The organism is Tahibacter harae (genome assembly GCF_024437735.1).
In the GTDB taxonomy this organism is placed as follows: Bacteria; Pseudomonadota; Gammaproteobacteria; order Xanthomonadales; family Rhodanobacteraceae; genus Tahibacter; species Tahibacter harae.
Genome location: NZ_JANFQO010000007.1, coordinates 22,359 through 48,757 on the forward strand (window position 1 = coordinate 22,359; position 26,399 = coordinate 48,757).

Here is a 26,399-nt window from a genome sequence, read left to right on the forward strand (position 1 = left end):
TCACTCCTGCGGCGGCTTGGGCGCCGGCCTGCGCTTGCCGCCCGCCACCTTGCCCACCGCGCCGCGCCCGGGCACCGCATCGCGGCCGGGCGCGGCGCCGTTCGCGAGCAAACGCCGCGCGCAGGAATTGATCGGCCACAGGTCGCAACGGCAATCGCTGAGCTGGAAACTGTTGGCGCCGTTCTCGTCCGGGCCGTAGCCCAGCCAGCCCAGCGGTGCGTAGTGGTGCTGCACGCCGTGCGGCGGCTGCAGCTGCGGCGTGCCGCCGCCGGGCAGATGCGGCCATTCGATGTCGCCGGTGGCGACGCGGGCGGGAATCAGCCAGTAATCGCCGCTGCGGTAGCTGCCGCCGGCGGCGAAACGTATCTGCACACCATTTTCCAGGGGTATCCAATTGTCTTTTCCACCGGTGGATTCCTGCACCGGCACGGCGCCGTCGCGCAGGCGCACATCACCCGCATCGCGCTGGTTCCAGCGGCGCAGCTTGGGCAGTTTCAGTGCGGCGGGATCGGGCAGGCCGCCGTCCGGCGCGGTGATGCGCAGGCGGCCAGGCGCGACTTCGGCCACCTGCACGAACAGGCCGGGGCGGCTGTCCAGGTCGTCGCTCTCGTCGGTGATTTCCACCCAGTCGTGCAGGGCAAAATCGCGCGAGGTGGCGACCAGCAGCCAGTCGCCTTCGCTGCCCAGCCACGGCGTGGCCTGGCTGCCGTTGTCGCGCGACCATTTGAACGTGGCCGTGTCGCCGTCGCCGCCCTGGTGGATCTCGACGCGGTATAGCTGGTTCTCCGCACCGCGGAACGCCGCGTCCGGCGCGATCTCGCAGGGGTTGCCCGGCCCTTCGGCGCTGTCCAGGCGCGCGGCGAGCCAGGCATCGCTCAAGCCTTCCAGGCCGGCCAGCGGCGCGGCGCAGGGCAGCGCCGCGCCCGGGTCCACGTCCAGTTCGGCCAGGGCCGCGTCCAGCGCGTCGATGCGCGCTTTCAGCGCCGGATCCTTGCTGCCGCCGGCCTCGTACAATTTTTGCAGACGGTCGCGCTGCTCCTGCAGGCGCTCGCGCAGATTGCGCAATTCCAGCGCCCTCACCTGCCAGACCACCTTGGCGCGGGTACAGGTGTCGGGGCCGTTCAGCGCGACTTCGCGGATGTGCCCGTCCTCTATCCAGCTGATATGCCGCTCCCACACGTCCAGGTACAGCCAGAAACGCAGGTCTTCGTCGGGCTGGCGCAGCTGCTGCAGCAAGGCGTCGCCGGGGCATTTGTTCTTCGCATCGGGTGGCTGCGGGTGGTAGTCGGGCTGGACGGCGTAGTCGCAGCCCTCGCTTTCGCAGAGGATGCCGCCGACGTAGTAGCGCCCGGCGCCGATCAGCAGCCGGTTCGGATTCGCCGCCACCGCCAGGCCGAAGCCCAGCGCATCGGCCGGGCCGCCGTAGGGGCCGATCAGGTCGCGCGCCAGGGTGCGCAGATAGTGCAGCAGGATGGCCGACTGCTCGTTCGGATCGGCGTCCAGGGTCACGCGCCCCTGCTGCATCAGCACCTGGCTGAAATGGTTGCGGCGGTCGAAGCTGATGCGGGAGAAATCGCCTTTCATGTCCGTATCCCTTTGTATACCTGTGTGACGGTGACGGCGCTCAGTTGACGAAGACCAGTTCCACCTGCATGCCGGCCGGGGTGTATTCGGCCAGGCGCGCGCGCAGGTTGGCGCTGCGCTGGGGCTGGTACAGGTGGTGGAAGGCGCCCATTTCGGATTCGTCGTCGGCGCCGCGCACGATCTCCGCGGCGCAATCGGCGGCGAGCTGGGCATAGCCGGGCTGGCCATAGCGGCGCGCGGTGAAGCGCGGCCGCACGCGAGCGCGTTCCAGCGCGATGCGCTGCTCGATGCCGTCGCCGCCGCCGGCGCGCACGGCTTCGGCCACGCCGTCGGGCTGGCAGCGGTGGCGCCGCGGCGTGCGGCAGCCGGCCGGCACGTAGCTGTAGCGCAGGCAGCCGATCTGGCGCCGCGCCACGTGTACGCAGGCGCTGAAGATACTGTTCTCGCCCAGCGCCAGCGCATGCAGCTCGACGATGCCGAAAATCGTGCTGCGGCGTATCGTCGCCAGCACATGGGCGACGCGGCCGGGCGCACCGCCGGTGATGGCTTCGCGCCGGTCCGAAGTCGCGTCGATGATGCTGTCGGCGATGTCCAGCCGCAGCGGATCGGCCAGCACCTCGTCCTGCTGCACCACGATGGCGCCGAGGATGCTGTGGCTGATGCGTACGCGGCCGCGCAGCTGGGCCAGTTCCAGGCTGGGCTCGGCCGGCCGGCGCGGTTCGCAGCGGCAGTCCAGGCCCCAGCCCGGCACCAGGGTGCAATGGCGTATCAGCAGCTCGCCCGGGCATTCCTCCGCCGCCGGCCGGCCGCTCACGCGCAGCGGCCTGCCGGTGACCAGCAGGCCGTCGAGGCTGAAACGGCTGCGGCTGCCCAGGCTGACGGCAAAGGCGTCGGGCAGGTCGGTCTGCCAGTCGATCAGGCGCAGCACCGGGCGTGTGCGCGGCGCGGCGCGGAGTTGCAGCGTCTTGTCATTGTCCACCTGTATATTCAGCGGCTCGACATAGACGCCGCTGTCGCACAGTTCGATCACGGCGTCGTCGGCGCCGTCCTTCTCCCAGCGCAGCAGCGCGTCGGCGATGCGGCCGTAGTCCTGGCCGCGGCCGACGCGGTACAGGCGCTGCACGCGCCCCGGCCGCAGCGGCGGCTGCAGCAGCGGCCGCGCGTATTCGCCGCCGCCCATATCGGCGGAAAAGCCGTAGTGGTAGCTCACCCGCACGCCCTTCTTGGGCAGCTGGCCGGCCGGAAAGGCAAAACGGCCGAGCACCGGATCGACCGCGATATGGCCATTGGGCACGGCGTAGCGCCAGTCGGACAGATCGGCCGCGATCAGCTTCTCCGCCGGCACCGGCTGGTCGGACTTGAAGCCGGCCCAGCCGTCGGCCCACAGCAGCAGGCTGTGTTCCGGCCCATAGAAATCCGCAATGCGCTGCTTGAACGCGAGCCGGCGTATCGGCGCCGGAATGTTTTCCTCGCCGGCGATATGCGCCGGATCGTTCTCCGGCAGCGGCTTGCGCCACAGCGGCGCGTCCTGGCCCAGCACGCTGAAGCTGAAGCAATGCGGGCCGCTTTCTTCCACGCAGCAGGCCGCGGTCGCGGTCACGCTGTAGCGCTGCAGGCGCCAGGCATACACCGTCACCGCAGCGATGTTCACGCCGCCGCGGCGCAGGTCCACCGTGCGCGCGGCGCGTTCAAACGGCGTGCCCAGGCGGTCCAGCGCATCCATCGCGCGCAGGTCGGCCAGGCGATGGCGCTGCGCATGCGGGTGGTTGAGGTTCTGCGTCCAGGCCAGGCGCCGGTAGGCTTCCACCGCCCGCGCCGGCCAGCCGCCAATATCGCGTGCCAGCTCTTCCAGCAGGGCCAGGCTGCCCTTGCGCCGGCGCGCGCGGATCAGACCGGCGATCTCGCGCCGCGGCACCAGCCGCCGCGGCGTCACGCACGTGGATATATCCGGCGGCAGGCCGGCCTCGGCCAGCGGCACGTGGCCCAGCAGCGCGCCGATATAGGGCACGGCCCAGTCCTGCGCGGTCTCGATGAACCAGTTCTCGTACAGCTGGGCAATATCGTCGTCGATCAGTTGCGCCTGTTCGCCGATCACGGCGAGCAGGGCTTTCAGCGGATAGCCCTGCTGCGCGTCGCGCTGGCGATGGATCGCCGGCAGCAGTTCGTACAGGCGGTCGCGCCGCAGTTCGCTCTCGGCCATGGCTCAGCTCCGCTGGTTCAGGGTGATGGTGTCGGGCACGCCGGGCAGGAAGATCGCGAGCTGGGCCGGCCGCAGCCGGCCGTGGCGGTCACGGCCACCCGCAAATGCCGGCACGTCGCCGCGGCCGGCGGCATGCTTGTGCGCCGCACCCGCGCCAGGCTGTGCGATGTCGATGATCTCGCGCGCGATGGCAGCCTGAGTCGGCAGCTCGCGCGGGCCGCCGCGGTCCTTGAGCGTGCCTCTGGAAGCCACGCCGCCGAAGGCGTCGACATCGACATAGGCCACGCCGGGCACGGCCTGGATCGCCGCAACGATTTCGCAGCGCAGCGCCGGCTGGCCCAGGCGGCGGCGCTGGAAGCCGAACTGGTCCAGCAGCTGCGCGCGCACCGCGCCGGCGACCGGCTCCCAGTGATAATCCGGCAGCAGCTGGACATTCGCCGACAGCACCAGCGCGATCAGCTCGCGCATTTCGACCCGTACCGGCTGGTCCGGATCGCCGTGGCGCTGCAGGGCCAGCAGCAGGTTGCGGTACAGGTCCGAGTCGTTGTCGATGGGCGCATCGTCCACGCCGGCGATGCTCACATGGACCAGCTGGCGCGCGCCGTCGCTGGCCTGCACCGCGCTGGCCTTGGCGATGCCGGCGAAGCGGCGGCTGAAATCGGCGTAGTCGGAGACGGAGACCAGCCGCTCCAGCGCCAGTACCGACAGCGGTGCGTTTTCGCGTGCCAGGTCGCGGCTTTCGCGCCCGCCGCCGCCGGAGGCGCGCAGCGGATTGACCACGCCCTTGATGCCCTGCGGCCGGGTCTGCAACTGGCTGATCTGGCCGGCGCGCACATTGCCGGCCGCGCCGATGCCGCTGCGGTAGCGCGCCTTCAGGTTCTGCACGCCGCTGGGCAGGCGCTGGCCGTTGACGCCGTCGCCGAAGGTGAGCGTGACCGCGCCGGCATCGTCGGTGTCGCAGACGAAGCTGCGCGCGGCCGCGGCCAGTTCGCTCAGCGAATCGGCCTCGTGCCAGGTCACCTCGTTCACGCGCACCTGCAAGGTACTGGCCGCGCCAGCGGCGGTGGGCGCGGCGACGAAAGTCAGCGGCGGCTGCTTCAAGGTGAAACGCTGCAGCGCCTGCGCGCCGTCGCCGGAACCCAGCACTTCTTCCACCGTCGCACCATGGGTGGCCTGCACCACGTTGCCGTGTACGGCGACGCTGGCGCGGCGGTAGCGGTAGGCCAGCCCGGTCTTGAAGCTCAGCGTGGTATGAGCGGTGTCGCCGGGCAGGTTCGGGTCGTAGCCGTGGCGCACGGCGGTAATCATCATCAGTTCGGCCGTGCGCACACCGGCGACTTCGGCGATGTCGGTGCGCTCGCCGCTGACCACGACCCAGCGGCCCGAGCGCAGCTCCTTGTACAGGCCGTCCAGCTGGATCTCGCGCCCGGCGACGTCGTCGGCGATGGGCCGCTGCGCCAGCGGCAGCGCTTCGCTCTGCAGATAGAACTGGGTCGTGCGCAGGGCTTCGATGGTGTCCGGCTCGCCCTGCCCGTTGCTCACGCGGCGCCAGTCCTGGCCGTCGGGCGTGCTCAGGTCCAGCCGCGTGGACGGCCCGCTCAGGCCATAGGCCGTGCGCGGCGCGGTGGCCAGCGCGGTGATGCGCAGCACGCGGCAGTCGCCGCCGGTGTGCAGCAGCACATACCCGTCCACGGCGAGGTTGTCGTTGGCATGTTCCAGGAAGGCGTTGTCGCCGCGCTCGTCGCCGGCGTAGCGCCATTCGCCCCACTCATCCTGCGGCTTGAGCGTACCGGCCGGAAACGCCTTGGCATCGGCGTCGGCATCGGGCGCCTTTTCGGTGCCGTCGTAGTAGCGCGCCAGTTTGCCGGCGGTGGCGCCGAACAGGGCCATGCGTGCGCGCAGCGCATAGACGTTGCGCAGCGGCGGCGGACGCTCGTTGAGCGTGGCGCCGGACCAGGCCGCGTAATAGCCCTCGCGCAGCAGCGGCGCGAAGTTGAGCAGCAGCTGGGTGCCGGGATCGGCGTATTCGCTGAAGCCGCGCGACGTATCGCCGTTGCCCGCGGCCATCAGCTTGAGCGTCTGCTGTGCCTGCGGCGTGGCGAAGGATTCGGCCAGGCTGCGCCGCAGCGACAGGCTGTTGCGCGGCTGCGTCTTGCGCTCCACCAGCAGCGCGCCGACGAAGGCTTCCGGACTGGTCGCCGGCACGCTGCGGCTGCCGCCCTGCAACACTGCCGCAATGCCGGTTTCCAGCTCCGTCAGCAGTTTCTGTATTTCCGGCGCCGGATCCTCGCCTTCCCCGTCGCCGATGTTCGGTGCCCAGTGCTGCGGCGCCATCTGCGTGCCCAGCCGCACCGCGGCGAGGATTTCCTCGCTGCGCGCCAGCACGCCGCTGCGCCCGCCGGTGGCGGCCAGCAGCGCGGTCACCTTGGCGATGAACTCCAGCAGCAGCACCAGGCAGGCACGCAGTTTCGCCGCCAGCGGCTTGAGCCGGACCAGGCTGCGGCTGTCCTCGAACTGCGTGTCCACGCCGTCGACGGTGCGCACGGCCGCGTCCGAGCCGTCCTCGGAAAAGATGTACAGCAGCTTGTCGCCCGGGCGCAGGCCGCTGTTGACACCGCTGAGGTGCAGTTCGTCCAGCAGCATCACGGTATAGCCGTCGATGTACTGCGGCATCAGCCGGCGCGCACGCAGGTCGTTCCATTCGCGCCGGGCGACAAGTTCCTCGCTGGTCTCGAAGAACTGCGGCTGCTCGTCCGGGCCGGGAATGCTCTGCGAACGCGCACCGGCCGGCACGCTGACCGGATCGGCCTGGTTGTCATCGACGGTATAGGCCAGATACGCACTCGCCGCCACGCCGGGCCGCAGGCGGTAGCCGACCAGCCGGGCCAGCTCCAGCACCGAGCGCCGCTCGGTCGCCGTGCCCAGATAGCCTTCGTTGGCGATGCGCTCCTGGTAGAAGCTCAGCACGTCGCCGACGCTGGCCCAGGCGTCGAGCAGCCCCAGCGAGAAATCGTCCGCGGCGCGCGTGGTGAGTCCGCCGAGCGGACGCAGGCGCAGCGGCGTCTGGCCGTCGGCGGCGAGGCCGTCGACTTCCATCGTCGCCAGGCGCGCCTGCATGCTGGCGTAGAAACCGGCATGGGTGCCTACGCGATAGTCCAGCGCGCCCAGTCCCGGGCGATTGTGGACAGGCCGCGGCGTCAGCCGCTGCACGCCGCCGCAGCAGTCGCACGCGCCCGGGGCGCAGCCGCCGCACGTGCAGTCGTGTCCGGATTCGCAAGTCATGCGCAGACTCCTTCAGCGCCCGCCGCCGATCTCGACCAGCAGACGGCCGCGCTCGGGATGGTTGGGATCGTTGTCCAGGCGCGCGATCTCGTGCGCCGCCAGGGTGAGCAGGCCGGCGTCCAGCTCGCCGGCGGCGGGTTCGCCGAACCGGCGCAGCTCCAGCACCGTGGCGCATTCCACGCCGGGCACGGCCTGGGCCGCGGCGGCGATGCGACTGGCATGTACCGGCTGGCCGAAGCTGAGTTCGTCCGGGTGGAAATAACCGCGTTTTCCATTCTGATACGTGCCGCTGCCCAGGCGGCGCAGCACCGCCGCGAGCACCTGGGCGCGGGCATGCCCCGGCAGCACGCAGATCTGCAGGCGCAGCAACAGCGGCACGTAGCAGGCTGCGCGCGCATGCAGGTCATGGCCCATGCGGCGGTAGCGGCGCAGCTGCCGTTCCAGTTCACGCAGCAGCCCGGGGCTGGCCTGTGCGCCGCCCAGCGGATCCAGTGCGACATCGGCCTCGTACCAGCTGCCGGTCCACACCAGCCGCGCCGCGGCGCGCTGCAGGCGCGCATCGCGCTGGGCGATCCGGGCGTAGTCGTCCGCGGTGATGGCGCGCTCCAGACGCTGGCGGAAGGCCGCAGGCGCAAGCAGCTTGGCCGCAGCCATGGACTCGGGCTCGCTGCCGCCGCTGGCGGGCAGCGGATTGCGCACGCTCACCACGAGGCCGTCGATGCGGCGCCCGTGCAGCACCAGGCAGGCGATGGCTTCGGCGCCGACATTGCCGGCCACGCCGTTGCCCAGCCGGTAGCGCGCACTGAAGCGGCTGCCGGCCGTCGGCGCGCGCCCCAGTTCGCCGTCGCCGAAGCGCAGGCAGGCCAGGCCGTCGTTGTTGATCTCGACCACGACATGACTGTCGTCGGCGGCACTGGCGAGCAGGTCCGGCCGCGGCAGCCACTGCCGGCCTTCGCTGTCGCGCAACTGCAGTGCGGCCGCGGCACTGCGCGGATCCTGGCGCAGGCACAGCGCCGCCGGCATCAGCACCGATGGCGCCGGCGCCTGCCAGGTCAGCGGCACTTCGGCCAGGCGCGGCCGGTACAGGCCCGCCGACTGCGTCACTTCGCCGGGGCTGTCCACGCAATCGCAGCAGGCGCCGGACTGGCGCACGGGCACGGCCTCGGGCAGTTCCTCGTCGCGGCTGCGGCCGTGATCGACCAGCAGCACGTTGCCGCGCGCGACGCTGATGCGGGCGAGGTAGGCGCAGTCCGGCACGCCGCCGTCCACCGGTGCGACGCGGCGCAGCGCCGACAGGCACAGGCTGAAGGGCAGCGCGTCGGCGGCGTCCCATTCGACCTCCAGCAGCGGCTGGCCGCGCGTATCGGTGTCGCCGGCAGCGGCGCATTTTTCACCGGGGGAATGCTTTTCCGGCTTGCCGCCCTGCTCCGGCGCCGGCGTTTCCCCCGCGCCCGCAAGCACATCGTCGGACAGCGGCCGCACTGCACGCAGCCGCACGGCCCAGCGCCGCGACGGATCGGCGTGCTCGGGCACGCCGGTCTGCGCGCCGGCGACTTCTTCCAGGATCAGCACATCGCCCGGCTGCAAGCGCAGCTTGCGCGCACCGCCCGGACCGGCCCAGCCATCGACCAGGGTGGCGCGGGTCGCACCGCGTTCCAGGCAGCATTCGCGCCCGCCCCAGGTGTAGAAGGCGATCTCGTTGTGCGCCGCGTACAGCGGCAGGACTTGCGCCGGCGGCGCCAGCGCCTCGAAGTATTCGTAATCGGCCCTGGGCAGCCGTTCCAGCGTCACCGCGTCGATCAGGCCGGGCAGGCGGTCGAAGGCGTGGTTCAACGCGGTGATGAAGCCGATCTCGCCCGCGCGCAGATCGGTCACGTCCTGCGAGACCTGCACCTGCACCCAGGCGCGCGCATTGCAGCCCTCGTGCAGGAAATAGTCGACCAGGCGCGCATGCCGTCGCACCGAGATGCGCTGGCGCGCGGTGTCGAGATAGGCCTCGGTCGCGACCGCGTCCTGGTAATAGCTCAGATAATCGCCGGCATAGGCCAGCAGCTCCACCAGGGTCACGCCGAGGTCGGGCACGTGGCGCTCGCTCCAGCCGGGCACGCGCAGCGCGAGGCGGTCGTAGATCAGCTGGCGCAGCGCGGCGTAATCGCGCGCGAGGTAGTCCAGCACCGGCTCGTCCGGCGCAGGCGGCGCGCAGCCGCAGTCCGGCTTGCAGTCGAGCAAGGTGGGACAGCACTGGCGGAAGCGGAACGGGGCGCGCCCGTAGCGCGGATCCACGTCGTCCAGCCCTTGCAGCACGAGGTGATAGGTCGAGAAATCGCCCTGCCTGTCCAGGGTCAGACGCAGGCAGTCGTCGCGTTCGGCATCGTCGCTGGGCAGCGGATCGGCGTCGAGGATGCGGATGCCGCGTATGCGTTCGCCGCCGTCGATGCGCAGCAGCCGCGGCAGGTCCGGCCCATCTTCGCGCAGCGGCGGCGGCAGACGGCCGAGGAAATAGGCGTACAGAGTGAGGCCATCGTCGTCGACCTCGACGTAGTCCAGGCCGCTGCGGCCCGGCTTGGCGCGCACCGCGTCGCGGCGCGCATCGGTTTGGCAGTTCAGCTGCATGTCGTTCCCCGGGGCCGGGCCGCTACGGCGTATGGCCGAAGCTGGCGCTGCGTTCCTCGCCGCTTTCGCGCACGCGGTATTTCAGGTCCACCTGCAGGCGCGAATCCCGCGCCGTCACCTCCAGCTCGCGCACTTCGATCACATCGCCCAGCCAGCGCTGCAGCGCCGCCTGCAGGGTGAACTGCAGCGTCGCCGCGAGTTCGGGGCTGTTGGGCGCGAACACCAGCTGCAGCAGGCCGCTGCCGAAATCCGGCCGGTTCACGCGCTCGCCCGGGCTGGTGAAGATCAGCTGCTCGATCAGGTCGCGCACGTGGTCGTCGCGGCCGGTACCGGCGCTGTGGCCGCGGCTGTCGAAGTGGTAGGGAAAGTCGATGTCCATGCCGCCTCCTCACAGCGCCATGACGCGCAGCTGCATCGCCGCCACGATGGGCGGCCCTTGCGGAATCTGTTCCGGGCTCTGGCACAGCGCCGGTGCCGGCCCCGTGCCCGGCGGCGGCTGCAGCAGCGGCGCCTGCCCCATGACCAGCACCCGCGCCGCCGGCATGGCCCATTTCACCAGCACGCAGGGCTGCGGCTTGCCGGTGGGCACGGTGAAGGGACAGCCGGCCACGACCAGCTGCGCCGTCACGGTCGCCACCGCCTGACCGGAGACCAGCACCCGCGTCTGCGTCGGCACCACGTTGACCGGCGCGCCATGGGTACATTTGCACTGTGCATTGAGATGGAAAAAGAAACCCGGCATGCGCTGCTCCTCAGACGATGGTCATGGCGCCCATGTTGAAGTCGATGGCGTTGGCGACCAGGGTGATGACGGCGCCCTTGCCGTTGGAGATGTAGATGCCGGAATCGTTGACCACGATCATGGCCCCGGCCGTGCTTTTCAGGATGATGCCGCCGCTGACCGGCGTGGGCGGCATGTCGCTGACCATCACGAGGTTCTGCAGCAGCGACTGTATGGCGATGTTGGGATCGGCCGGATTGCCCGCCAGGGCCAGGGTCGGCGGATCGCCCACGCCGAAGCGGCAGCCGCTCCAGATCGGCTTGCCCGGATCGCCCTGCTCGAACTCCACCCACACGCCGGCGCCGGGCGGCGGCACCATGTACACGCCCATGGGCGCGCCGGTGGGGCCGGCCAGCGGCGTGCACGCCTCGCACCAGTTCGACGGCACCACACCGAGCACGTCGGGCACCATGCACAGCAGGCGCCCGCGGAATTCCGGATCGACATTGTTGATTACCGTGCCGCGGTACTTGCCGTAGAACTTCTTGCTGGGCTGGCTCATACCGGCACCTTGGGCGTCAGGGAAATGAGGCCGTCGCGGCTGAGCTGGAAGTTCTGCTTGTATTCGCCGCGCTTGATGGAATGGGTGACGCTGTCGACGTAGTACAGGCCGTCGTAGGCCAGGCCGGCGCCGCGCACGCCGACCAGCATGCGCGAGCGCAGCACGCGGCCGTAGCGCAGCACATCCAGCGTGCCCGACGCCGTGATCGCGGAGGCTGCGTTGAAGACGATGCCGAGGATGCGCTGCGCGGCCTTGGCCGGATTGTCCTTGGCCGCGTCGTCCACCTGTTCCAGGCGCAACGGCAGCGCGGGCCTGGCCGTCAGCGACGGACGCAGCACGCTCACGTTGGGCACCGGAATCGGTATCACCACCTTGCCGGTGGCCGGATCCAGGATGTTGTACAGCACGATCTTCTTCTGCAGGCCGTCGTAGGAAAAGCTCAGGCTTTCCACATTGCTGGCCGCGTCCATGTTGATACTCAGCGCCGGCTGCGGCACCGGAATGCGGAGGTCCGGGCCGAAGTAGGCAATGCTCTGCCCCGGCAGCGGCCCGGGCTCGACGTAGAACACGTAGCCGGCCTGCGAGGCGAGATAGCGGATATAGCTGCGGTCCGTGCCCCACTGCACCGGGTTGTCGTTGGTCGGGATGGGGATGTCCGGCGGGATCGGCGGAATCGCGATGGGAACGATGCCCAGCGCGGCGTAGCGCGCGAGGATGAGATAGACGCGGGCGATCTCGGGCATGCCCGGAAACGGGAAGCCGGTCAGGTCGATCAGGTCCATCAACGCGCTGAGATCCTCGCCGGTCACGGTCAGCGTGGACTGGCCGGGATCGCTGCTGGGATTGAGTTCCTGCCGCGTGACCACGCCATCCATCAACACCTGCGGCACGCCGGCGACGGTGGCGACCAGGATCACCCGCGTGGTGACGGGATCGAAATAGCCCGCCGGCAGCAGCGTGGTCAGCAGCGGCGATTGCTTGCTCAGGCTGAAGGTGAGCTGGAAGCCGCTGCTGTCCTTGCCGCTGGTGACCTGCACGCTGCTCAGCGCATCGACCACGGCCGCCGGCGCCGGCACCGGCACGCCGGGACCGATCAGCAGGCTCAGATGCAGGCCCTGCAGCACGGCGGCTCAGCTCCGCGCCGGGGCGGGCACGCCCAGCGGCAGGGTGATGCGCAGGCGCCGGCCGCTGCGGCACAGCGCTTCGGGCTTGAGTTCACCGGCATTGGCGTCGCACAGGCGCCAGAACGCCTCGGCGTCGCCCAGTTCGTGCGCGGCGATATGGTCCAACCGCTCGCCCTCGCCGATCCGGTGTTCGCGCAGCAGGGCGAAGCGCTCCGGCGCGGGCAGGAAGCGGCGGCGCAGGTAGGGGATGCGGCGGCCGTCGGGGCCTTCGAGTTCGCCCAGTTCGGTGTCGTAGTAGCGGCTGGTCGGCGGGAAATTGTAGTTAGGCATTTTTTACACTCCTACGGTATGCCGCTGATGCCCAGTTGCGCGAAGCTGGCGCCGCGGGCCTGGCGCGCCAGCTGTTCCTTGCCTTGCAGGTAGGTCATGAACAGGCCGCCGCCCTTGGCGTCGAAACCCAGGTCGTCGACGCTGAGCACGCGCAGGCCCAGGCTGAGCTTGGCGCGCAGCGGATTGAGGCCGGGATCGAAGGCTTCCTCGGTCACCGACAGCTCGGTGATGCGCACGGGCACGATGCGTCTGGAGCCGAATACGAACAGCGGCAGCGGCGCCAGCGCCGGCGCGATTTCCAGCGTGCCCGAAGCCGCCGCGCCGTTGGCCGCGCTGAGCTGGCTGCTGGCCGGATAGACCAGCACTTCCAGCGCCGCCAGCTGCGCGTGCAGGCCCAGTTGCACGGCCTGGCTGTCGTTGTTCTCCAGCGCGTCGCTGGCATCCAGCTCGGCTTCGAGCTTGATGGTTTCTATCGGCGGCCCCTTGAGGCGCAGTGCCTCCAGATGATCGCCGCTGTCCTGGCCCACGCCGCGCACCTGCAGGCTGCGCTGCACGCTGTCGGGGTTGTACTGCAGCGCGATCAGGCGCAGCACCGCGCCGGTGGCGGGATCCACCAGCACCAGGCCGCCGCGGACCAGCCGGGGAGAATCGGGGAAGGCGGTCATGGCCGGTCCTCAGCGCTCGTCCGGTGCGGTCATGCCGTTGCGCGTGTAGGCAGGCATTGCAGTCTTCTCCTCCGGATGGCCGCTCAGCGCGCGCCACCCTGCCCTGTTTCGGAAAGGGAATTTCAGCGTGTGCATCCGCTCGCCCGGCTGCGGCTCCTTGGCCGTCTGTGCGGGATCGGGCAGGCCCTGCCCGGGCGCGTCCGCAGCCTGCCCGGCAGCAGCTTCCGCCGAGGCACCGGCCAGCGGCGTGCCGTTGACACCGCGCGGCGGCGGCAGATCCGTACCGGCCTGGAGCGCGTTGCAGCGGGGCATGGCGCCTCAGTTCCGCGGCAAGCCGGCGCGGCGGTTCGCCCGCGGCTCAGGCATGGCGGTGGATCCGCGTACATTCGTCGTCATTGAGCGTTTCTCCCAAGGGGGAAATGTTGGAAATCGCCATCAGCCGCGTGGTGTCGCTACTGTGGTCGTTAACGCTGAGCGGGAAATCCAGCAGGATGTGGCCCAGTTCATGGCCCAGGGTGCGGCCGTCGGAGGCGTTGCCTACCCAGGTGGTATTGCCCAGCGCCGCCGCTGAACCGCCCGGCGGACAGGACGAGGCCCGCGCACTCTTGACCCGACGCACGTAGAACGCGCGCAGACGGCTGCTCAAACCAAAGGCGGCATTGGCCTCGCGCGCCAGCTTCTCCGGTTCGCGCGCGCTGCCGCAGCCCGCGTCGTCCAGTTCACCTTCGGCACCTATCCAGTCCGCACTCTGCTGCGGCGTGGCCACGTGCTTGCCGACATGGCGCAGGCGCACATTGCATTGCACCAGCTGGCTGTCGGCCTGGCGCACATCGGCGGCGGGATCGCGGTTGCTGCCGTCCAACAGCACCGTGTCGATGTCGACCGTCTTCTGTGCGCGCGTGCGCATGGCCTGCGGCGGCGCCGCGCCGGTGCCACTGAGGCCGGCCATCTGCCGGTTGGCGCGGGCCAGGCTGTCCTGCTGCTTGGCCGTCAGCGCCGCCGGTGCCTTCGCCAGGGCATCGCGGATATCGCCGAGTATGGCCACGCCGTCGCGCTGGGCCGCCAGCAGCTGGAATTCGGGTTGCAGCAGGAAATCCATGAACACCAGCGCAACGTCGAAGCCGGCGTTGCCGAGCTGGTCCATCACGGCATGGATCAGCGCGCGCTCGGCCGGCGCGTTGGTGATGGCGCGCGCCTGCAGCGCGATGCCGCGGCCCAGCGCGTCCGTATTCGCCGCCAGGAACTGCGCCGCGTCGGCGGCGAGCTGGGCCGGCGCGGCGGCGGCCGGCGCGCTGGCACGCTGGTCCAGCAGCGGCTCGAACGCGGCCGGGAAGCTGCCGGCCAGGGCGCGGATCTGCAGCGGATTGACCGTGGCCACGCTGCCGTTCACATCCGCCGGCAGCGGCAGGCGCAGGCCGGCGCGCCAGCGCGCCATGCCGGGCAGGCCGAGATAGAACTGGTTGTACATGAGCAGGCCGCGCGCCAGTTCGTCGGCATCGAGCAAGGTGCGCGGATTCGGCGCGCCGCCCGGCGCCGTCGACGGCGTCGCGGTATTCCACAACGGCAGAAGTTGTACCGCCAGCAGCCGCGGCGTCAGGTTCTCGCCGAGGATGACGTTGAGCCGGCTGATGCCGCCCTGCAGCAGCCCCGGTTGCGCGCCGACGAAGCCGACCACGCTGTCGGTGACGCCGGCCGGCGTGAATTGCAGGCCGCTGCCGGGCGTGTTGCCGAGGTTCATGGTCAGGCTCGCGGCGTCGGGAATCTCGGCCTGGGCGCGCGACAGCTGCGCCGTGCCCGCTGCGCGTGTCGCGGGCGGTGCGCTGCCGGCATCGTGCACACGTTCGGCGGCGCGGTCGGCCTCGCGCTCGGCCGTGCTGTCGGGCGCATCCATGCGCAGTTCGCCGGGCGCCGGCATGGCCGCGCCGCGCTGCTGCATCACATGGGTGAGTTCGTGCGCGAGCAGGCGCTGGCCGGCCGGGTTCTGCGGCGCGTAGCGGCCGGCGCCGAATACCACGTGCGAACCCACGGTATAGGCCGCCGCATCGACCGCCCGCGCCGAAGCCGCCGCGGCCGCGTCGGCATGCACGCGCACGCCGCTGAAATCCTGGCCCAGGCGCTGCTGCATGAAGCGGCGCGTGGCGTCGGGCAAGGACTGGCCCGGTCCGCGCAACGTCGCCTGCACGGAATCCGGAATCGCCGGCTGCGCGCTGCCCAGGGCTTCGCGCTGCACCCGCGCGCCGGCGCAGCCGCTGCATTCCTGCGCGCCCTTGCCCGCATTCTTGCCGCAGGCGCATTTGCGCTGCAGCAGCGGCGTGGTGAGACTGGCGCTCAGGGGCGGCGGCTGAAAGCGGCGCATGGCTCAGATCCCCGCCAGCGCCGCGCGCAGGATCTTGCGGATTTCCCCGATCAGCCGGTTGCGCTCCGCATCGGTTACGCCGGGCTTCATCATCGGCGTATGCAGATGGATGGTCGGCACGGCGGACGCCGTCGCGTGCGAGGAACGCAGCAGGCTGTTGCGGTAGAAAATCTCGTTGGAGAGAAATCCGCCGCCGGCACCTTCCACCGCCTTGCCCACGGGTGGATCCACCTTGCCGAAGGGGCCGCTGTCCAGCGTCCGTTCCTGCTTTGCATCCTTGGGCAGGTCCTTGACCTCGGTTTCCTGCTTGATTGCGCCCTTGCGGCCCTGGGTCGCGCGCATGGCTTCGAGCGCCTTGGCCGGCACGTTCTGCGGCAGGAACTCGCTGCCGCCGGCCAGGCCCGGCGGCTCCACCGGCTTGGTCGCGCTGCCACCGCTGTCTGCGCCGACGTTGTCGAGAAAGCCCTGGGTGGAGCGGTTGCGCCCGGCGCTTTCCTCCAGCTCGAACAGGCGGCTGCCCTGGCTGATGCTCATGACGAGGTTGGGCGGCTTGGGCGCATCCAGGTGCGGGCGCAGATAGGCTTCGACCACGCCCTGGTTGAAGTCCGCATAACGCACCGGGAATACGGCGGACTGGATCTCCGCCACCGTGCTGCCGTCGCTGATGCGTTCCCCGTCCAGGGCCAGCGCGGCCGCGCCGGAGAGATTGCTCTGGCGTATGTCGCCGCCGCTGGTGAAGCCGAAGGGATCGAAGCCGCTGATCAGGATGTGCTTGCGTTCCACCGTGGTGTCGAAGCTGGCGCTGGTGAAGCCGCGCGAGGTGTCTTCCAGCAGCTTGAGCAGGCGGGCGTGCAGGCGGCGCAGTTCGTCGGCGTCCTTGGCGAAGCCGGGATTCCAGGCGCGCAGCGCCTCGCTCAGCATCAGACGGGTCCAGTACAGCTGGCGGTCGTCGCTGCCGGCGCCGCCGGCGCGGGCGTCGGCGGTGGCCTTGTTCCACAGGTCCTCGCCGGTCTGGCGCACCAGCTTTTCGGCCTTGGCGGCGCTTTTCACGCCGGCCAGGGCCTTGCTGAATTTCTGCGCGGTTTTTTCCGCATCGGCCTGGAGGAAGCCGCTGGTCTTGGCGGCGGGCGTCTGCGCTTCTTCCTGGGTCTGCGCGGGCACGCAGCGCGGAATGCGCGGTTCCAGCGCCTGCTTGGCGACGTTGACCGCGGCGATTTCCGCATCCAGGCCCTTGTCATCCACGCCGAAGGCCGATTTGAGCGCGTCGCGCTCATCCTTGCGGACGCGGTTGTGGTCGGCGATGTCTTTCTTGCTGTAGCCCTTGCCGGTGTCGGGGTTGATGGACGAGCCATCCAGCGGCTTGCTGCCGGCGGTGTCGTAGTCGCCCTGCCATTCGGCCTGCAGGGCGGGATGTTCGCAGCGCGGCTTGGCCAGGTTCTGCACTTTGACTTTGGTCACGCCGACCACCGCGCCGCGGAAGATCAGTTCCGCATCCTTGCTCTGCAGGCGCACGCAGCCGTGCGACAGCGGCGTGCCGTCCACCGGCCAGTATTCATGCAGGGCGACGGCCTTGGCATCGTGGAACTGGGTCCAGAACGGAATGGCGCCCTTCTCGCGCTTGAGGGTGACGGTGAAATCGCCGACCGGCGTGCAGTTGTTGCCGACCTGGTTGGAACGCAGCGCGGAACAGGCGCCGCCGGCGCTGGCGCCGGCGGTGGCGTCGAAGCAGCAATGGCCCTTGCCGGTGGAACATTGGCTTTCGTTGGCCTTGCCGTCCGCGCTCTGTTCGGTATGGCCGTCGCTGTAGCTCCAGCTCACCTTCTGCGGCTCGGTCTGGTCGACCACGATCTGCTTGATCCAGGGCTTGGCCGCGGGCTTGCGCTGCAGGCCGCGCGCGGCCGAACCCTGCTGCAGCACGTGGGTGAGTTCGTGGGCGAGCAGATGGCGGCCTTCGGCGCTGTGCGGCCGGTACTGGCCGGCGCCGAACACCAGGTGATGGCCTACGGTATAGGCCGCCGCATCGACCGCGCGCGCCGAGGCCTGCGCGGCCGCATCGGCGTGCACGCGAACCTGGCTGAAATCGTGGCCGAAGCGCGGTTCCAGTTCGGCGCGCGCGGCGGCATCCAGCGGCTGGCCGGCGCTGGAGAGCACCGTATCGACTTCGGCCGGCACGCTGCCGCCCGAACCCTCGCCGGCATCGGCGCGGCTGATCTGCAGCGGCGCGCCGTCCTGGGGCGCGGCGCTGCCGCCGCGGGTGACCCGATCGGCGATGCGGTCGGCTTCGGCTTCGAGCGGGCTGTCGGCCGCGCCCAGGCTCAGCCCCTTGCGCTGGATCTTGCGCTTGCTGCACTGGTCGCAGTCGCCGCCCGGGCTGCGGTTGCCGCAGGCGCAGCGCCGTTGCAGCAGCAGCGGCGCCGATGCTTGCGCGGCAACGGCCGGAGCAACGCTGGCGTTGGCGCGCTTCATGCGCCCAGGCTCCGATGCAGCGCGCGGGCGAGTGCGCGACCGACGCTGGCCGCATCGGCCGCGGCGGGCAAGGCCAGCTCCAGCGCGGGCAATCGGGCCAGCGCGCCGCCCTGGCTCAGCACCGGCGGCTGCGCGCCGAACAGCTGCAGCAATTCCTGCACCAGCGCCGCGCGCAATGCGCGTTCGCCGCCGGCCATGCGCGGCAGGCCGTCGATGACGAGACGGTCTATGCGCAGTTGCAGCGGTGCGGCGGCCGCAAGCGGGTCGTGCGCGTTGGGCGCAGCGCTGGACAGCGCCGTGGCTGGCGCTGTCGCGGACACCCGCGAAGCCGGTCCGGACAGGGCGGCGTCGGCGAAGGCGGACAGCCGCTGTGCATCCGCCGCCATGCCGGCAGCCGTTGCAGGCCGCGCATCCCGCCGCGCTTGAGCAGTCGGCACTCGCGTGTCCGGCGCTTCGCCCGCCGCCGGCTGCCCATCCGCCGGCGCAGCTCCCGCCGCCGTCGCCCTGCCCTGCCCAATTGCCGCGCTCACCGGAAATCTCCTTCATTGACCGGTTTGTCCAGCTTGCGCAGTTCCGTGCGCACCGCGGCCAGCAGCAGGGCCTGGTTCACCGCGCTGCCGCGCCGGGCCGCGGCAAAGGCGGCGTTCAGGGCGATGCTGTGGATGTTGCCGCCGGACAGGTTGAAGCGCGCCAGATGGGAAAAATCCACGTTTTCCCGCGGCACTTCCGGCGGCAGCGCGCGCTGCCAGATGCGCAGGCGCTCGGCCGCGCCGGGATAGGCAAAATTCACCACGAAGCGCAGGCGGCGCAGGAAGGCCGTGTCCAGCGCGCTTTTCATGTTCGTGGCCAGCAGCGCCAGGCCGGAGAACGCTTCCATGCGCTGCAGCAGATAGTTGATCTCGATATTGGCGTAGCGGTCGTGGCTGTCCTTGACTTCGCTGCGCTTGCCGAACAGCGCGTCCGCCTCGTCGAACAGCAGGATGGCGCCGCCGGATTCGGCCGCGTCGAACAGGCGGCGCAGGTTTTTCTCGGTTTCGCCGATGTATTTGCTGACCACGGCGGAAAGGTCGATGCGGTACAGCGCCAGTTGCAGCTCGTTGGCCAGCACTTCGGCGGCCATGGTCTTGCCGGTGCCGCTGTCGCCGGCGAACAGCGCGTTGATGCCGAAGCCGCGCGTCATGCGCCGGGTATAGCCCCAGTCCTGGTAGACAGTATGGCGCTGGCGCACCTGGCCCACGATCTCGCGCAGCAGACGCAGGGATTCCTCCGGCAGCACCAGGTCGTCCCAACCCGCCTTGGGCTGCAGGCGCTGGGCCAGCGCATCCAGCCGCGGCAGGGCGATGCGGCGGCAGGCCGCCCACAAGCGCGCACGCCGCGTGTCGGCCGGTTCGAACTCGGCTTCGGCGCAGGCGTGTTTCATCTCGGCCAGGCTGAAATCGAACTGGCTCGCCAGCTCGCGCGGCAGGCTGGCCGCATCGGTGCCGGCGGCGGCGAGCAGTTCCTGCCAGCCCTGCACCTGTTCCGCCGCGGACGGCCTGGCCACGTCCACCGCCAGTACCGCGGCGCGGTCTTCCCGCGGCGCCTCGCGCAGACCGATGAAGACCAGGCCCAGCTCGCGCGCGAGCAGGCTGCGCCAGACCGCCGCCTGTTCCGCATTGGCCAGGTCCAGTTCCTCGGCATCGATGTACAGCGCCACCGGCAGCAGCGCGGTCTCGCGCTGCCACAGGCGCGCCAGACTGTCGAACTCGGCGCGGTGGCGCGGCAACGCATCCAGGCCCAGGCGGTACAGCTGGCGCTGCAGGCGCGCGGCGACTTCCTGCGCCAGCGCGACTTTGCTGCCGCGGTCGGCACCGAGCAGTTGCACCGGCGGCAGCGGCTGCTCGGTGCCGCCGGCCTGCAGGCGGCGCAGGATCTCGTCGGCCTTGGCCAACTGCGACGGCGCCAGCGGCGGCACGGCCGTGGGCAGCGGCGTGAGCAGGGTGCTCAGGCGCTCGTCCAGCGCGTTCAGCCCTTTCAGGTAATTGACGATGCGCTCGTCGGCGCGCAGCGCGGCGGCAGTCAGCGGCGTGGCGCCGAGCTGGTTGACTTCCAGCAGCTGCGAATAGCGCAGCGGCGCATGCGGCGACAGCGCATCCCAGCTCGGCGTGTCGAACAACTGCAGCGCGAGAGCGAAGCTGGGCGACGGGCGCTGGGCGCCCTGGATCGCGCCGATCTGCGCCGGCAGCGACGGATCCAGCTCCACCGCGGCGCACAGCAGCAGTACATCGCGCTCGAATGCGGACAGGCCCAGGCGCTGCGCCAGCCATTCCAGCGCCGGCGGCGGCTGTTGCACAGCGGCGGCTTCGCGTTCGGCGGCCAGCGCGGCGAGGCGGTCGTCCTGGGCGGTTGCATCGACGGCAACGGCGGGCGCAACGGTTGCATCCGTCACGGCAAGCACAGGCGCGGCGCCGCGGCCGAACCAGCCGCGCGCGGCGGCCGACGCGGCGCCCGCCGCCATCGGCGGCACTGTCGCCGGCGCCGGCGAAGACGCAGCCGGCTGCGCCAGCCGCTGCAGGCGAAGACGCAGCCAGTGCAGCGAAAGGGACAAATAGCGGTTGTTGGCCTCGCTCCATTCCTGCACGTTCATGGCTGCACCGTCAGGATCTGGGCCGGATCGACCTCGAAACGCCGCGGCGCTTCCTGCAGCAGCACCGGCAGGCTGTCGATGCCGTCCACCCGCAGGCGCACCAGATAGCTGCCGGCGTCCAGTCCTTCGATGACGAAGCTGAGCAGGCTGGGCTGGCCAGGCTGGGCCGGCGTGGTGATCTGCACCGGCGCAATCTCGCGGTCGGCCAGCAGCAGGCGCGCCTGGGCGTGCTGCTGCGGCTGCAGGCGCGGGCTGCAACTCAATGCCAGCGCCACCGTGCCCGGCGCGGCGGTGACGGGATCCAGCACGATGCGCGGCGCCAGCACCAGCGACACACTGTTGCTGGACCAGTCGGGCCGGTCGCCGGGTTCGTCGTGATGCAGCGCCGCCTGGTAGACGCCGATGGCCCAGTCGACCAGCGCGCCGGCCGCATCCGGCGCCGGCAGCTGCGCGGCCAGTCCCTGCCCCGCCGCCGTCACCGGCAATGTGTTGCGCAGCCCGAAGCGCGCACAGTCCAGCACCAGGCTCACGCCGGCGCCGCCGCGCAGTGCGTTGCCGCTGATGGCCAGCAAATCGCCCAGCCGCGCCGCCGGCAGCTGCGGCGAGGCGGCCGGCCGCACCGCGGCGAGGAAGGCCGGCGGCTGCGCCTGGGCCTGCGGGCCGCGGTCGTTCTTGCCCCGCTGCAGCACCGGCGGCGCAGCCTTGGCCGCGGCCTTGCCCTGGATCAGCACCACCGAGACCAGATAGGCCATGGACGGCCGGTAGTGGGCCTGCAGCGAAGTCCACAATTTGGACAATTCCTCAGTGCCGAGGAACACCGGCGTAATCTTGATCTGCTCGATCTGCTCGGCAAGGTCGGCGGCCGAATGCGGGCCGAACGGCCCCTGAGGATCCAGCTCGGGCACCGGCGAGGGCGAGCCCAGCGCCGTGCGCAGCTGGCCGCGCGTGAGCACCGGGTTCTCGTGCAGCAGCTGCATGGCATAGCCCAGCAGCACTTCCGCGTTCAGATCGGCCGCGCCGTAGGCGCTCAGCAGGTAATGCAGATCCAGCGCCAGCGGCGGATTGGACAGCGCCGTACCGCGCGCATCCCGCGCCGGCAGGCCGGCGTTGCGCCAGCCCAGGTTGGGCGTGACCTGGTAAAGGAACAGGTTGATCTGGTTGCTTTCGGTCTGCCCGGTGGTGATGCGGTCCGGCGGCAGTGCGCTGACGCTGAAATTGGTCGCCAGCGGCGGGTCGTAGTCGATCAGCCCGTTGTTGAGCAGATCCTTGAGCGTCGCCGTGACCGCGGCGATGGCGAGCGCACTGCTCATGGGCGGCCTCCGTGGCGCGCGCGCAGGTAGTCGGCCAGGCCCAGCTTCGGCGCCGCGGGCCGCGCGGCACGCTCGGCCGCAGCCGGGGCGGTTGCGCGCAATTCGATGCGGCCGATATGGATGCTGACGGCCGGCGGCGGTGCGGGTGCTGCGGGCGCTGCCGGCGGCGCCGCCGCCGTACGCAGTGCCGCAACGACAGGTACGGCCGGGCGCAATGCGGCGGGCGCCGGTTCGCGCGCCGGCAGGGCCGCGTGCAGCGCGGGCGCGGCGGCCAGCCGGGTTTCGACGATGGCAGTGGGATGCGGTGCGGCGTGTTCCGGCGTGACGACGGTACGCGGCGGCTCGGCTTCGCGCGGCTCGCGGCCGACTTCGCGTGACAGCGGCGGCGTTTGTCCGCGCTCTTCGCCGGCGCCGGGCGCAGCGCGGCGCCGCAACGGCATTTCCGCAGCCGGAAGCCGCGGTGCAATGGCAGGCGCTGGCGCCGGTGCCGGGCCCGCGGGAACCGGTGCGACGCCTCGCGCAGCGGCGTCTGGCGCAGCCTCGTGCCGAGCGCTGCGCGGCGATGCGCTGTCGGCGGCGGGAACCGGCTGCGCCGGCGGCGGCCCGGGCCGCAGCGCCGCGCTGTCGGCAACGCTGTGTTGCGCCGTTACCTGCCGCATCTGCGCCGGTGCCCGCGTGAACGCCGGTGCCGGCGGCGCGGACTGCGCGACCGGCGCCTCCGCACCGACCGCCGGCGTCGGCCCTGCCGTCGAAGTGGATAAATCCACCATTCCCTCGGCCGGCTCGAACAGCGAGCGCCGCCGCCGCTGCAGCAGCGGCGTGCGTTCCGCAGCGCGATCCAGCAGGTTGGCCAGGTGTCCGCTCATGCGCGCAGCAGCTCCAGGTAGAGCTGGCGCCGGGTCGGGCTCAGACGCAGGATTTCCTGCTCGCTCCAGCCGTAGGCCCGGGCCAGGCGGTCCACTTCGGCCAGGGTGCGCCGGGCCCAGTCGGACAGCTCGCCCCAGAAATACGCCACGATGTCGAAACCCAGGCGCCAGGCATGGCCGCAGGCGGGACAGCTCAGGCCCAGGCGCACATCCGCATCGGGATCGGCCGCGGCCATGGCGTCGGCGATGCCTGCCGCCGCGTCGTCGGGCAATGCCTCCGGCGCGATCGTGCGCCGCCCCTGGCGCGCCTGGACGATGCAGCGGCGCAGCAGCGCCCGTTTCGCATCCGCGCCGGCCGCTGCGGCCTGCAGCAGGTCTTCCGTCGTCGGCAGGCGGTAGGCCGCGCTGCAGCCGGCACCCTGCCAGTGCAGCGGCTGCGCCGGCGGCGCGGGTTCGCGGCTGCGGATATCGGCAGCGAGAAAATCCGCTTCCAGCCGCTCGCCGCAGCGCGGGCAGTCGGCGACGGTGCGCAGCTGCGGCCCGAACAATTCCTCGAACAGGCGCAGCAGCCAGGCGTCGCGCACGCCCACCGGCACCTGCGCCCAGGCCAGCGCATCGGCCTGCGGCCAGGCCGCTTCCAGCAGGGCCAGCGCGCGGCGCAGCGGATGCGCGGCGTGGTGGCGTTCCCACAGGTTCAGCAGTTGCTCGGCGCCGGGAACCGTCATGGTGGCTGGTGGCCTGTCGGGGAGGAATGGGCGTAGGGACAACGAACGACGCAGCGCACAGGACGACGCCGCAGCGCCAGGCCGGCAACCCCCGCCGCCGGCCAGGCAAGCGGCGCGTCCTGCACGCTCAGGACCCGCGGGCTGCCGGCGATGGATCCGTCAGCGGCCATCGGGCGCTCACGGCGGATCCAGGTAACCCGGCTCGGCCGGCTCCGGCGTCTCCGGATCGCGCTTCCAGCCCTCGTTTTCCAGCTTGATGTGCTGGATGGCGACGGCATTGGCGTTGGCATCCAGATCCGGCAGCGCCTGGAATTCCGAGACCCAGCAGCGATAGACGAAATAGCGCAGCGCGAGCTGGCCGGCTTCGTTGAGCACTTCGATCACGATGTCCTTGCGGAAATCCTTGAGCGAGGACTCCATGCCCAGGCCGGCCTGGAAATTCCATACCTTGTTCGCCCACTGCTCGAATTCCTTGTCGTGGGTGACGCCGCGCTCCAGCGTGATCGCCTCGAACTCGGTGCGGCCGGGCGATTTGCGGCTGCTGCTGGGATCGCCGCCGTCGCGGTGCTTGACCACTTCGGTGGTGCGCTTGAGCGCGCTGACCTTGCTGATGCCGGCCACCGGCGCGGTGCTGCCGACGAACTTCACCAGGAATTTGAAATTCTTGTATGGATCGAAACGTTGCGCGTTGATCGTGAACTCGGCCATGACTCTTCCTCACCCTTCAGACGTCGATCTGCCCGGCCATCTGCTGCAGCTTGATGACCACGAACTCGGCCGGCTTGAGCGGCGCGAAACCGACCACGACATTCACGATGCCCAGGTTGATGTCGTTCTGCGTCGTGGTTTCCTTGTCGCACTTGACGAAATACGCATCGCGCGGCGTGGCGCCCTGGAATGCGCCCTGGCGGAACAGGTTGTGCATGAAGGCGCCGACGTTGAGGCGGATCTGCGCCCACAGCGGCTCGTCGTTGGGTTCGAACACCACCCACTGCAGGCCGCGGAACAGGCTTTCCTCGATGTACAGCGCAGTGCGCCGCACCGGGATGTATTTGTATTCGTCGGCCAGCAGGTCGGCGCCGCGCAGCGTGCGCGAGCCCCAGACCACGCGGCCGCCGGCCGGGAAGGAACGCAGGCAGTTGATGCCCAGCGGGTTGAGGTCGCCGTTTTCGCGGTCGGTCAGCGCCACCGACAGTTGCGGCACGCCGTTGAGCGTGGCGGCCAGGCCGGCCGGCGCCTTCCACACGCCGCGCTCGGTGTCGGTGCGCGCGAACACGCCGGCGATGGTGCCGACGGCGGAGAAAGTCTCCAGCCGGAAATCGCGGAACGGATCGGGCTGGCGCAGGCGCGGGAAGAAGATCGCCGCGTTGCGGCTGCGCGTGCCGACTTCGTCCGGATTGGCGCCGAAGCCGGTCACCGCCTTGGCCGCGCTGGTCCACGGCTTGGGCGAATCCACCAGCAGCATGGCGCGGCGGCGCTCGCAGTAGGCGGCGGCTTCGCTGACCACGACCGGATCCACGTCGGTGGCATCGGTGGGCGCGCGGTACGGCGGTATGCACAGCAGGTTGAACAGGTCGGCGTCTTCCAGCGCGTAGAGGCCTTCCTTTTTCTTGTCGTCCTTGAGGAACTCGGCCGGGCTGAGCCAGGCGCCGTCGGAGATCTTGCCGAGCAAGGTATTGAGCGCCTCGGCCAGCTTGCCCTCGGCCGTGGTCACTTCGCCGCGCAGGGCGGTGACGTCGGCATCGGGATCCTCGATCAGCTTGTTGCGCAGCGCATCGCGCTTCTGCTTCAGCGTCGCCTCCTTGGTGCTGAGGTCGTCGCTGGCCGGATCGGCGGGAATTTCCGGCAGATCGTCGGGATCGCTGAGATCGCCGGTGAACAGCAGCAGCGAGGAACCGGCCTTGAGCACCTTGTCGACGCGGCGCTGGCTGTCCTTGACGGTGAGGTTGAGCCAGGTCTCGCTCTCGCCGCGGGCGCTGTCGCTGACCACGACATTGAACAGGTCGGCCTTGGTCGCCGCCGGTCCCAGCAGCTGTTTGGCCACGGCGTCGGTGGTGCCTTCGCGGTGCACTTTCACGCGCAGGCCTATGCCCCAGCGCCCGGGGCTGTTGGCGGCGAATTCCAGCCCGCCCAGCTTGAAGGCCATGGTCGAGTCCTTGCCTGCCTCGGCCTTGTACAGGCGCACGACGATGGCCTTGGCGCCGCCGTTGAGGAAGAAATCGCGCACGGCGAAACCCAGGCCGTCGTCGATGGACAGGCCGCCGAACAGGCTGACGAAATCGCCGAAGCTGTTGACCGTGGTCGCTTTCTCCACCGGCCCGCGCAGGGCGCGGCCGACGAATGCCGTGATCGACGTGGCGACGCCGGTGATGGTGCGCACGCCGCTGGGAATTTCCTCGACGTATACGCCCGGATAGGTCAGCGTCGATGGCATGGTGTTCTCCTCCGCGAAGGTTGGCGGCACGGCGCAGCGCCACGCCGGTCAGTTCAACAAATTTCCCGGCACGGCCGGCCCGGTGCGCAGGGCATACAGTTCACGGCCGTCGGGCAGCACGTCGCGCCGCAGCGCGCCACAGCGCACCAGCGCCTGCAGCACCGCCTCGACGTGTTCGCGCTCAGCCTCGAAACGCTGCAGCGGAAGCCACCAGCGCAGGATGCCGTCCAGCGTGTCGGCGGCAGCCGGATGCCGGTGCAGATACGCCAGCACCAGCGCTTCCACATCGACTGCCGCCTGCCCCGCCCCGTTGCGTTTCACCCGCGCTGCTCCCTTGCGAGCCTGCAGCCCGAATACGCAAGAGACGGGCCAGCGCCGGAAACTAGTCAATTTGTTGATTTGATTAGTTGTTCACAATACTTAATGTGCCGGGTTGGGTCGGGAAAGCCTCAGGCGGCCGCGCGCACCCTCTCCAAACACATGAATTTGCGATGATTTCAGGAATGTGGCACGGAGCGGTGCGGCGGGTCAGGAT

General features: G+C 70.5%; 21 protein-coding genes. All 21 read right to left on the reverse strand.

The genetic code is table 11. The annotated features are described in order from the left end of the window. Complete coding sequence (locus NM961_RS09265) at positions 1–1,584, reverse strand: DUF6519 domain-containing protein (RefSeq protein ID WP_255913902.1); 1,584 nt, start codon at positions 1,582–1,584, stop codon at positions 1–3. Positions 1,585–1,624: 40 nt separating this feature from the next. Next, positions 1,625–3,784: a hypothetical protein gene (locus NM961_RS09270; protein ID WP_255913904.1), complete on the reverse strand. Its 2,160-nt coding sequence runs from the start codon at positions 3,782–3,784 to the stop codon at positions 1,625–1,627. 3 nt (positions 3,785–3,787) lie between these two features. Next, positions 3,788–7,066, reverse strand: a complete 3,279-nt coding sequence (locus tag NM961_RS09275) for a putative baseplate assembly protein (protein WP_255913907.1) — start codon at positions 7,064–7,066, stop codon at positions 3,788–3,790. Between the two features lie 12 nt (positions 7,067–7,078). Beyond that, a complete protein-coding gene (locus NM961_RS09280) occupies positions 7,079–9,679 on the reverse strand; it encodes a putative baseplate assembly protein (RefSeq protein ID WP_255913908.1) in 2,601 nt (866 codons plus the stop codon). Between the two features lie 22 nt (positions 9,680–9,701). Beyond that, positions 9,702–10,058: a GPW/gp25 family protein gene (locus tag NM961_RS09285; RefSeq protein WP_255913910.1), complete on the reverse strand. Its 357-nt coding sequence runs from the start codon at positions 10,056–10,058 to the stop codon at positions 9,702–9,704. A gap of 9 nt (positions 10,059–10,067) precedes the next feature. Further along, entirely contained in the window at positions 10,068–10,421 is a 354-nt protein-coding gene (locus tag NM961_RS09290) for a DUF4280 domain-containing protein (protein ID WP_255913912.1), read from the reverse strand. 10 nt (positions 10,422–10,431) lie between these two features. After that, positions 10,432–10,962 (reverse strand): phage baseplate assembly protein V, encoded by a 531-nt coding sequence (locus NM961_RS09295; RefSeq protein ID WP_255913913.1) that lies wholly within the window; start codon positions 10,960–10,962, stop codon positions 10,432–10,434. Then, positions 10,959–12,086 carry a hypothetical protein gene (locus tag NM961_RS09300; RefSeq protein ID WP_255913914.1) on the reverse strand — a complete coding sequence of 376 codons (1,128 nt, stop codon included), beginning with the start codon at positions 12,084–12,086 and terminating at the stop codon, positions 10,959–10,961. The genes NM961_RS09295 and NM961_RS09300 overlap by 4 nt, the downstream gene beginning before the upstream one ends. A gap of 6 nt (positions 12,087–12,092) precedes the next feature. Further along, positions 12,093–12,416, reverse strand: coding sequence for a LysM domain-containing protein (locus tag NM961_RS09305; protein WP_255913915.1), 324 nt, complete (start codon positions 12,414–12,416; stop codon positions 12,093–12,095). Between the two features lie 11 nt (positions 12,417–12,427). Further along, positions 12,428–13,081, reverse strand: a complete 654-nt coding sequence (locus NM961_RS09310) for a hypothetical protein (protein ID WP_255913917.1) — start codon at positions 13,079–13,081, stop codon at positions 12,428–12,430. A gap of 9 nt (positions 13,082–13,090) precedes the next feature. Then, positions 13,091–13,393, reverse strand: a complete 303-nt coding sequence (locus NM961_RS09315) for a hypothetical protein (RefSeq protein ID WP_255913919.1) — start codon at positions 13,391–13,393, stop codon at positions 13,091–13,093. 46 nt (positions 13,394–13,439) lie between these two features. Then, the gene (locus NM961_RS09320) at positions 13,440–15,437 is read right to left on the reverse strand and encodes an eCIS core domain-containing protein (protein ID WP_255913922.1); all 1,998 of its coding nucleotides are present in this window, start codon (positions 15,435–15,437) and stop codon (positions 13,440–13,442) included. 3 nt (positions 15,438–15,440) lie between these two features. After that, positions 15,441–17,903 carry an eCIS core domain-containing protein gene (locus NM961_RS09325; protein WP_255913924.1) on the reverse strand — a complete coding sequence of 821 codons (2,463 nt, stop codon included), beginning with the start codon at positions 17,901–17,903 and terminating at the stop codon, positions 15,441–15,443. Beyond that, positions 17,900–18,289, reverse strand: a complete 390-nt coding sequence (locus NM961_RS09330; protein WP_255913926.1) for a hypothetical protein — start codon at positions 18,287–18,289, stop codon at positions 17,900–17,902. Before NM961_RS09330 ends, NM961_RS09325 begins: the two co-directional genes overlap by 4 nt. Positions 18,290–18,429: 140 nt before the next feature. Continuing rightward, entirely contained in the window at positions 18,430–20,529 is a 2,100-nt protein-coding gene (locus NM961_RS09335; RefSeq protein ID WP_255913928.1) for an ATP-binding protein, read from the reverse strand. Beyond that, positions 20,526–21,839 (reverse strand): Pvc16 family protein, encoded by a 1,314-nt coding sequence (locus tag NM961_RS09340; RefSeq protein ID WP_255913929.1) that lies wholly within the window; start codon positions 21,837–21,839, stop codon positions 20,526–20,528. The genes NM961_RS09335 and NM961_RS09340 overlap by 4 nt, the downstream gene beginning before the upstream one ends. Next, positions 21,836–22,273 (reverse strand): hypothetical protein, encoded by a 438-nt coding sequence (locus NM961_RS09345; protein WP_255913930.1) that lies wholly within the window; start codon positions 22,271–22,273, stop codon positions 21,836–21,838. The genes NM961_RS09340 and NM961_RS09345 overlap by 4 nt, the downstream gene beginning before the upstream one ends. Positions 22,274–22,701: 428 nt before the next feature. Beyond that, on the reverse strand, positions 22,702–23,430 hold the full coding sequence (locus NM961_RS09350) for a hypothetical protein (protein WP_255913931.1): 729 nt from the start codon (positions 23,428–23,430) through the stop codon (positions 22,702–22,704). Positions 23,431–23,607: 177 nt separating this feature from the next. Further along, positions 23,608–24,138: a phage tail protein gene (locus tag NM961_RS09355; RefSeq protein WP_255913932.1), complete on the reverse strand. Its 531-nt coding sequence runs from the start codon at positions 24,136–24,138 to the stop codon at positions 23,608–23,610. 16 nt (positions 24,139–24,154) lie between these two features. Further along, positions 24,155–25,864: a phage tail sheath family protein gene (locus NM961_RS09360; protein ID WP_255913934.1), complete on the reverse strand. Its 1,710-nt coding sequence runs from the start codon at positions 25,862–25,864 to the stop codon at positions 24,155–24,157. A gap of 48 nt (positions 25,865–25,912) precedes the next feature. After that, positions 25,913–26,185 (reverse strand): hypothetical protein, encoded by a 273-nt coding sequence (locus tag NM961_RS09365; RefSeq protein WP_255913935.1) that lies wholly within the window; start codon positions 26,183–26,185, stop codon positions 25,913–25,915. Positions 26,186–26,399: the final 214 nt, after the last annotated feature.

Bases quoted from the DNA above. Each gene is read 5' to 3' on its own strand.
- NM961_RS09265 (WP_255913902.1), bottom strand. From the start codon at position 1,584: ATGAAAGGCGATTTCTCCCGCATCAGCTTCGACCGCCGCAACCATTTC.
- NM961_RS09270 (WP_255913904.1), bottom strand. From the start codon at position 3,784: ATGGCCGAGAGCGAACTGCGGCGCGACCGCCTGTACGAACTGCTGCCG.
- NM961_RS09275 (WP_255913907.1), bottom strand. From the start codon at position 7,066: ATGACTTGCGAATCCGGACACGACTGCACGTGCGGCGGCTGCGCCCCG.
- NM961_RS09280 (WP_255913908.1), bottom strand. From the start codon at position 9,679: ATGCAGCTGAACTGCCAAACCGATGCGCGCCGCGACGCGGTGCGCGCC.
- NM961_RS09285 (WP_255913910.1), bottom strand. From the start codon at position 10,058: ATGGACATCGACTTTCCCTACCACTTCGACAGCCGCGGCCACAGCGCC.
- NM961_RS09290 (WP_255913912.1), bottom strand. From the start codon at position 10,421: ATGCCGGGTTTCTTTTTCCATCTCAATGCACAGTGCAAATGTACCCAT.
- NM961_RS09295 (WP_255913913.1), bottom strand. From the start codon at position 10,962: ATGAGCCAGCCCAGCAAGAAGTTCTACGGCAAGTACCGCGGCACGGTA.
- NM961_RS09305 (WP_255913915.1), bottom strand. From the start codon at position 12,416: ATGCCTAACTACAATTTCCCGCCGACCAGCCGCTACTACGACACCGAA.
- NM961_RS09310 (WP_255913917.1), bottom strand. From the start codon at position 13,081: ATGACCGCCTTCCCCGATTCTCCCCGGCTGGTCCGCGGCGGCCTGGTG.
- NM961_RS09315 (WP_255913919.1), bottom strand. From the start codon at position 13,393: ATGCCCCGCTGCAACGCGCTCCAGGCCGGTACGGATCTGCCGCCGCCG.
- NM961_RS09320 (WP_255913922.1), bottom strand. From the start codon at position 15,437: ATGCGCCGCTTTCAGCCGCCGCCCCTGAGCGCCAGTCTCACCACGCCG.
- NM961_RS09325 (WP_255913924.1), bottom strand. From the start codon at position 17,903: ATGAAGCGCGCCAACGCCAGCGTTGCTCCGGCCGTTGCCGCGCAAGCA.
- NM961_RS09330 (WP_255913926.1), bottom strand. From the start codon at position 18,289: ATGGCGGCGGATGCACAGCGGCTGTCCGCCTTCGCCGACGCCGCCCTG.
- NM961_RS09335 (WP_255913928.1), bottom strand. From the start codon at position 20,529: ATGAACGTGCAGGAATGGAGCGAGGCCAACAACCGCTATTTGTCCCTT.
- NM961_RS09340 (WP_255913929.1), bottom strand. From the start codon at position 21,839: ATGAGCAGTGCGCTCGCCATCGCCGCGGTCACGGCGACGCTCAAGGAT.
- NM961_RS09350 (WP_255913931.1), bottom strand. From the start codon at position 23,430: ATGACGGTTCCCGGCGCCGAGCAACTGCTGAACCTGTGGGAACGCCAC.
- NM961_RS09355 (WP_255913932.1), bottom strand. From the start codon at position 24,138: ATGGCCGAGTTCACGATCAACGCGCAACGTTTCGATCCATACAAGAAT.
- NM961_RS09360 (WP_255913934.1), bottom strand. From the start codon at position 25,864: ATGCCATCGACGCTGACCTATCCGGGCGTATACGTCGAGGAAATTCCC.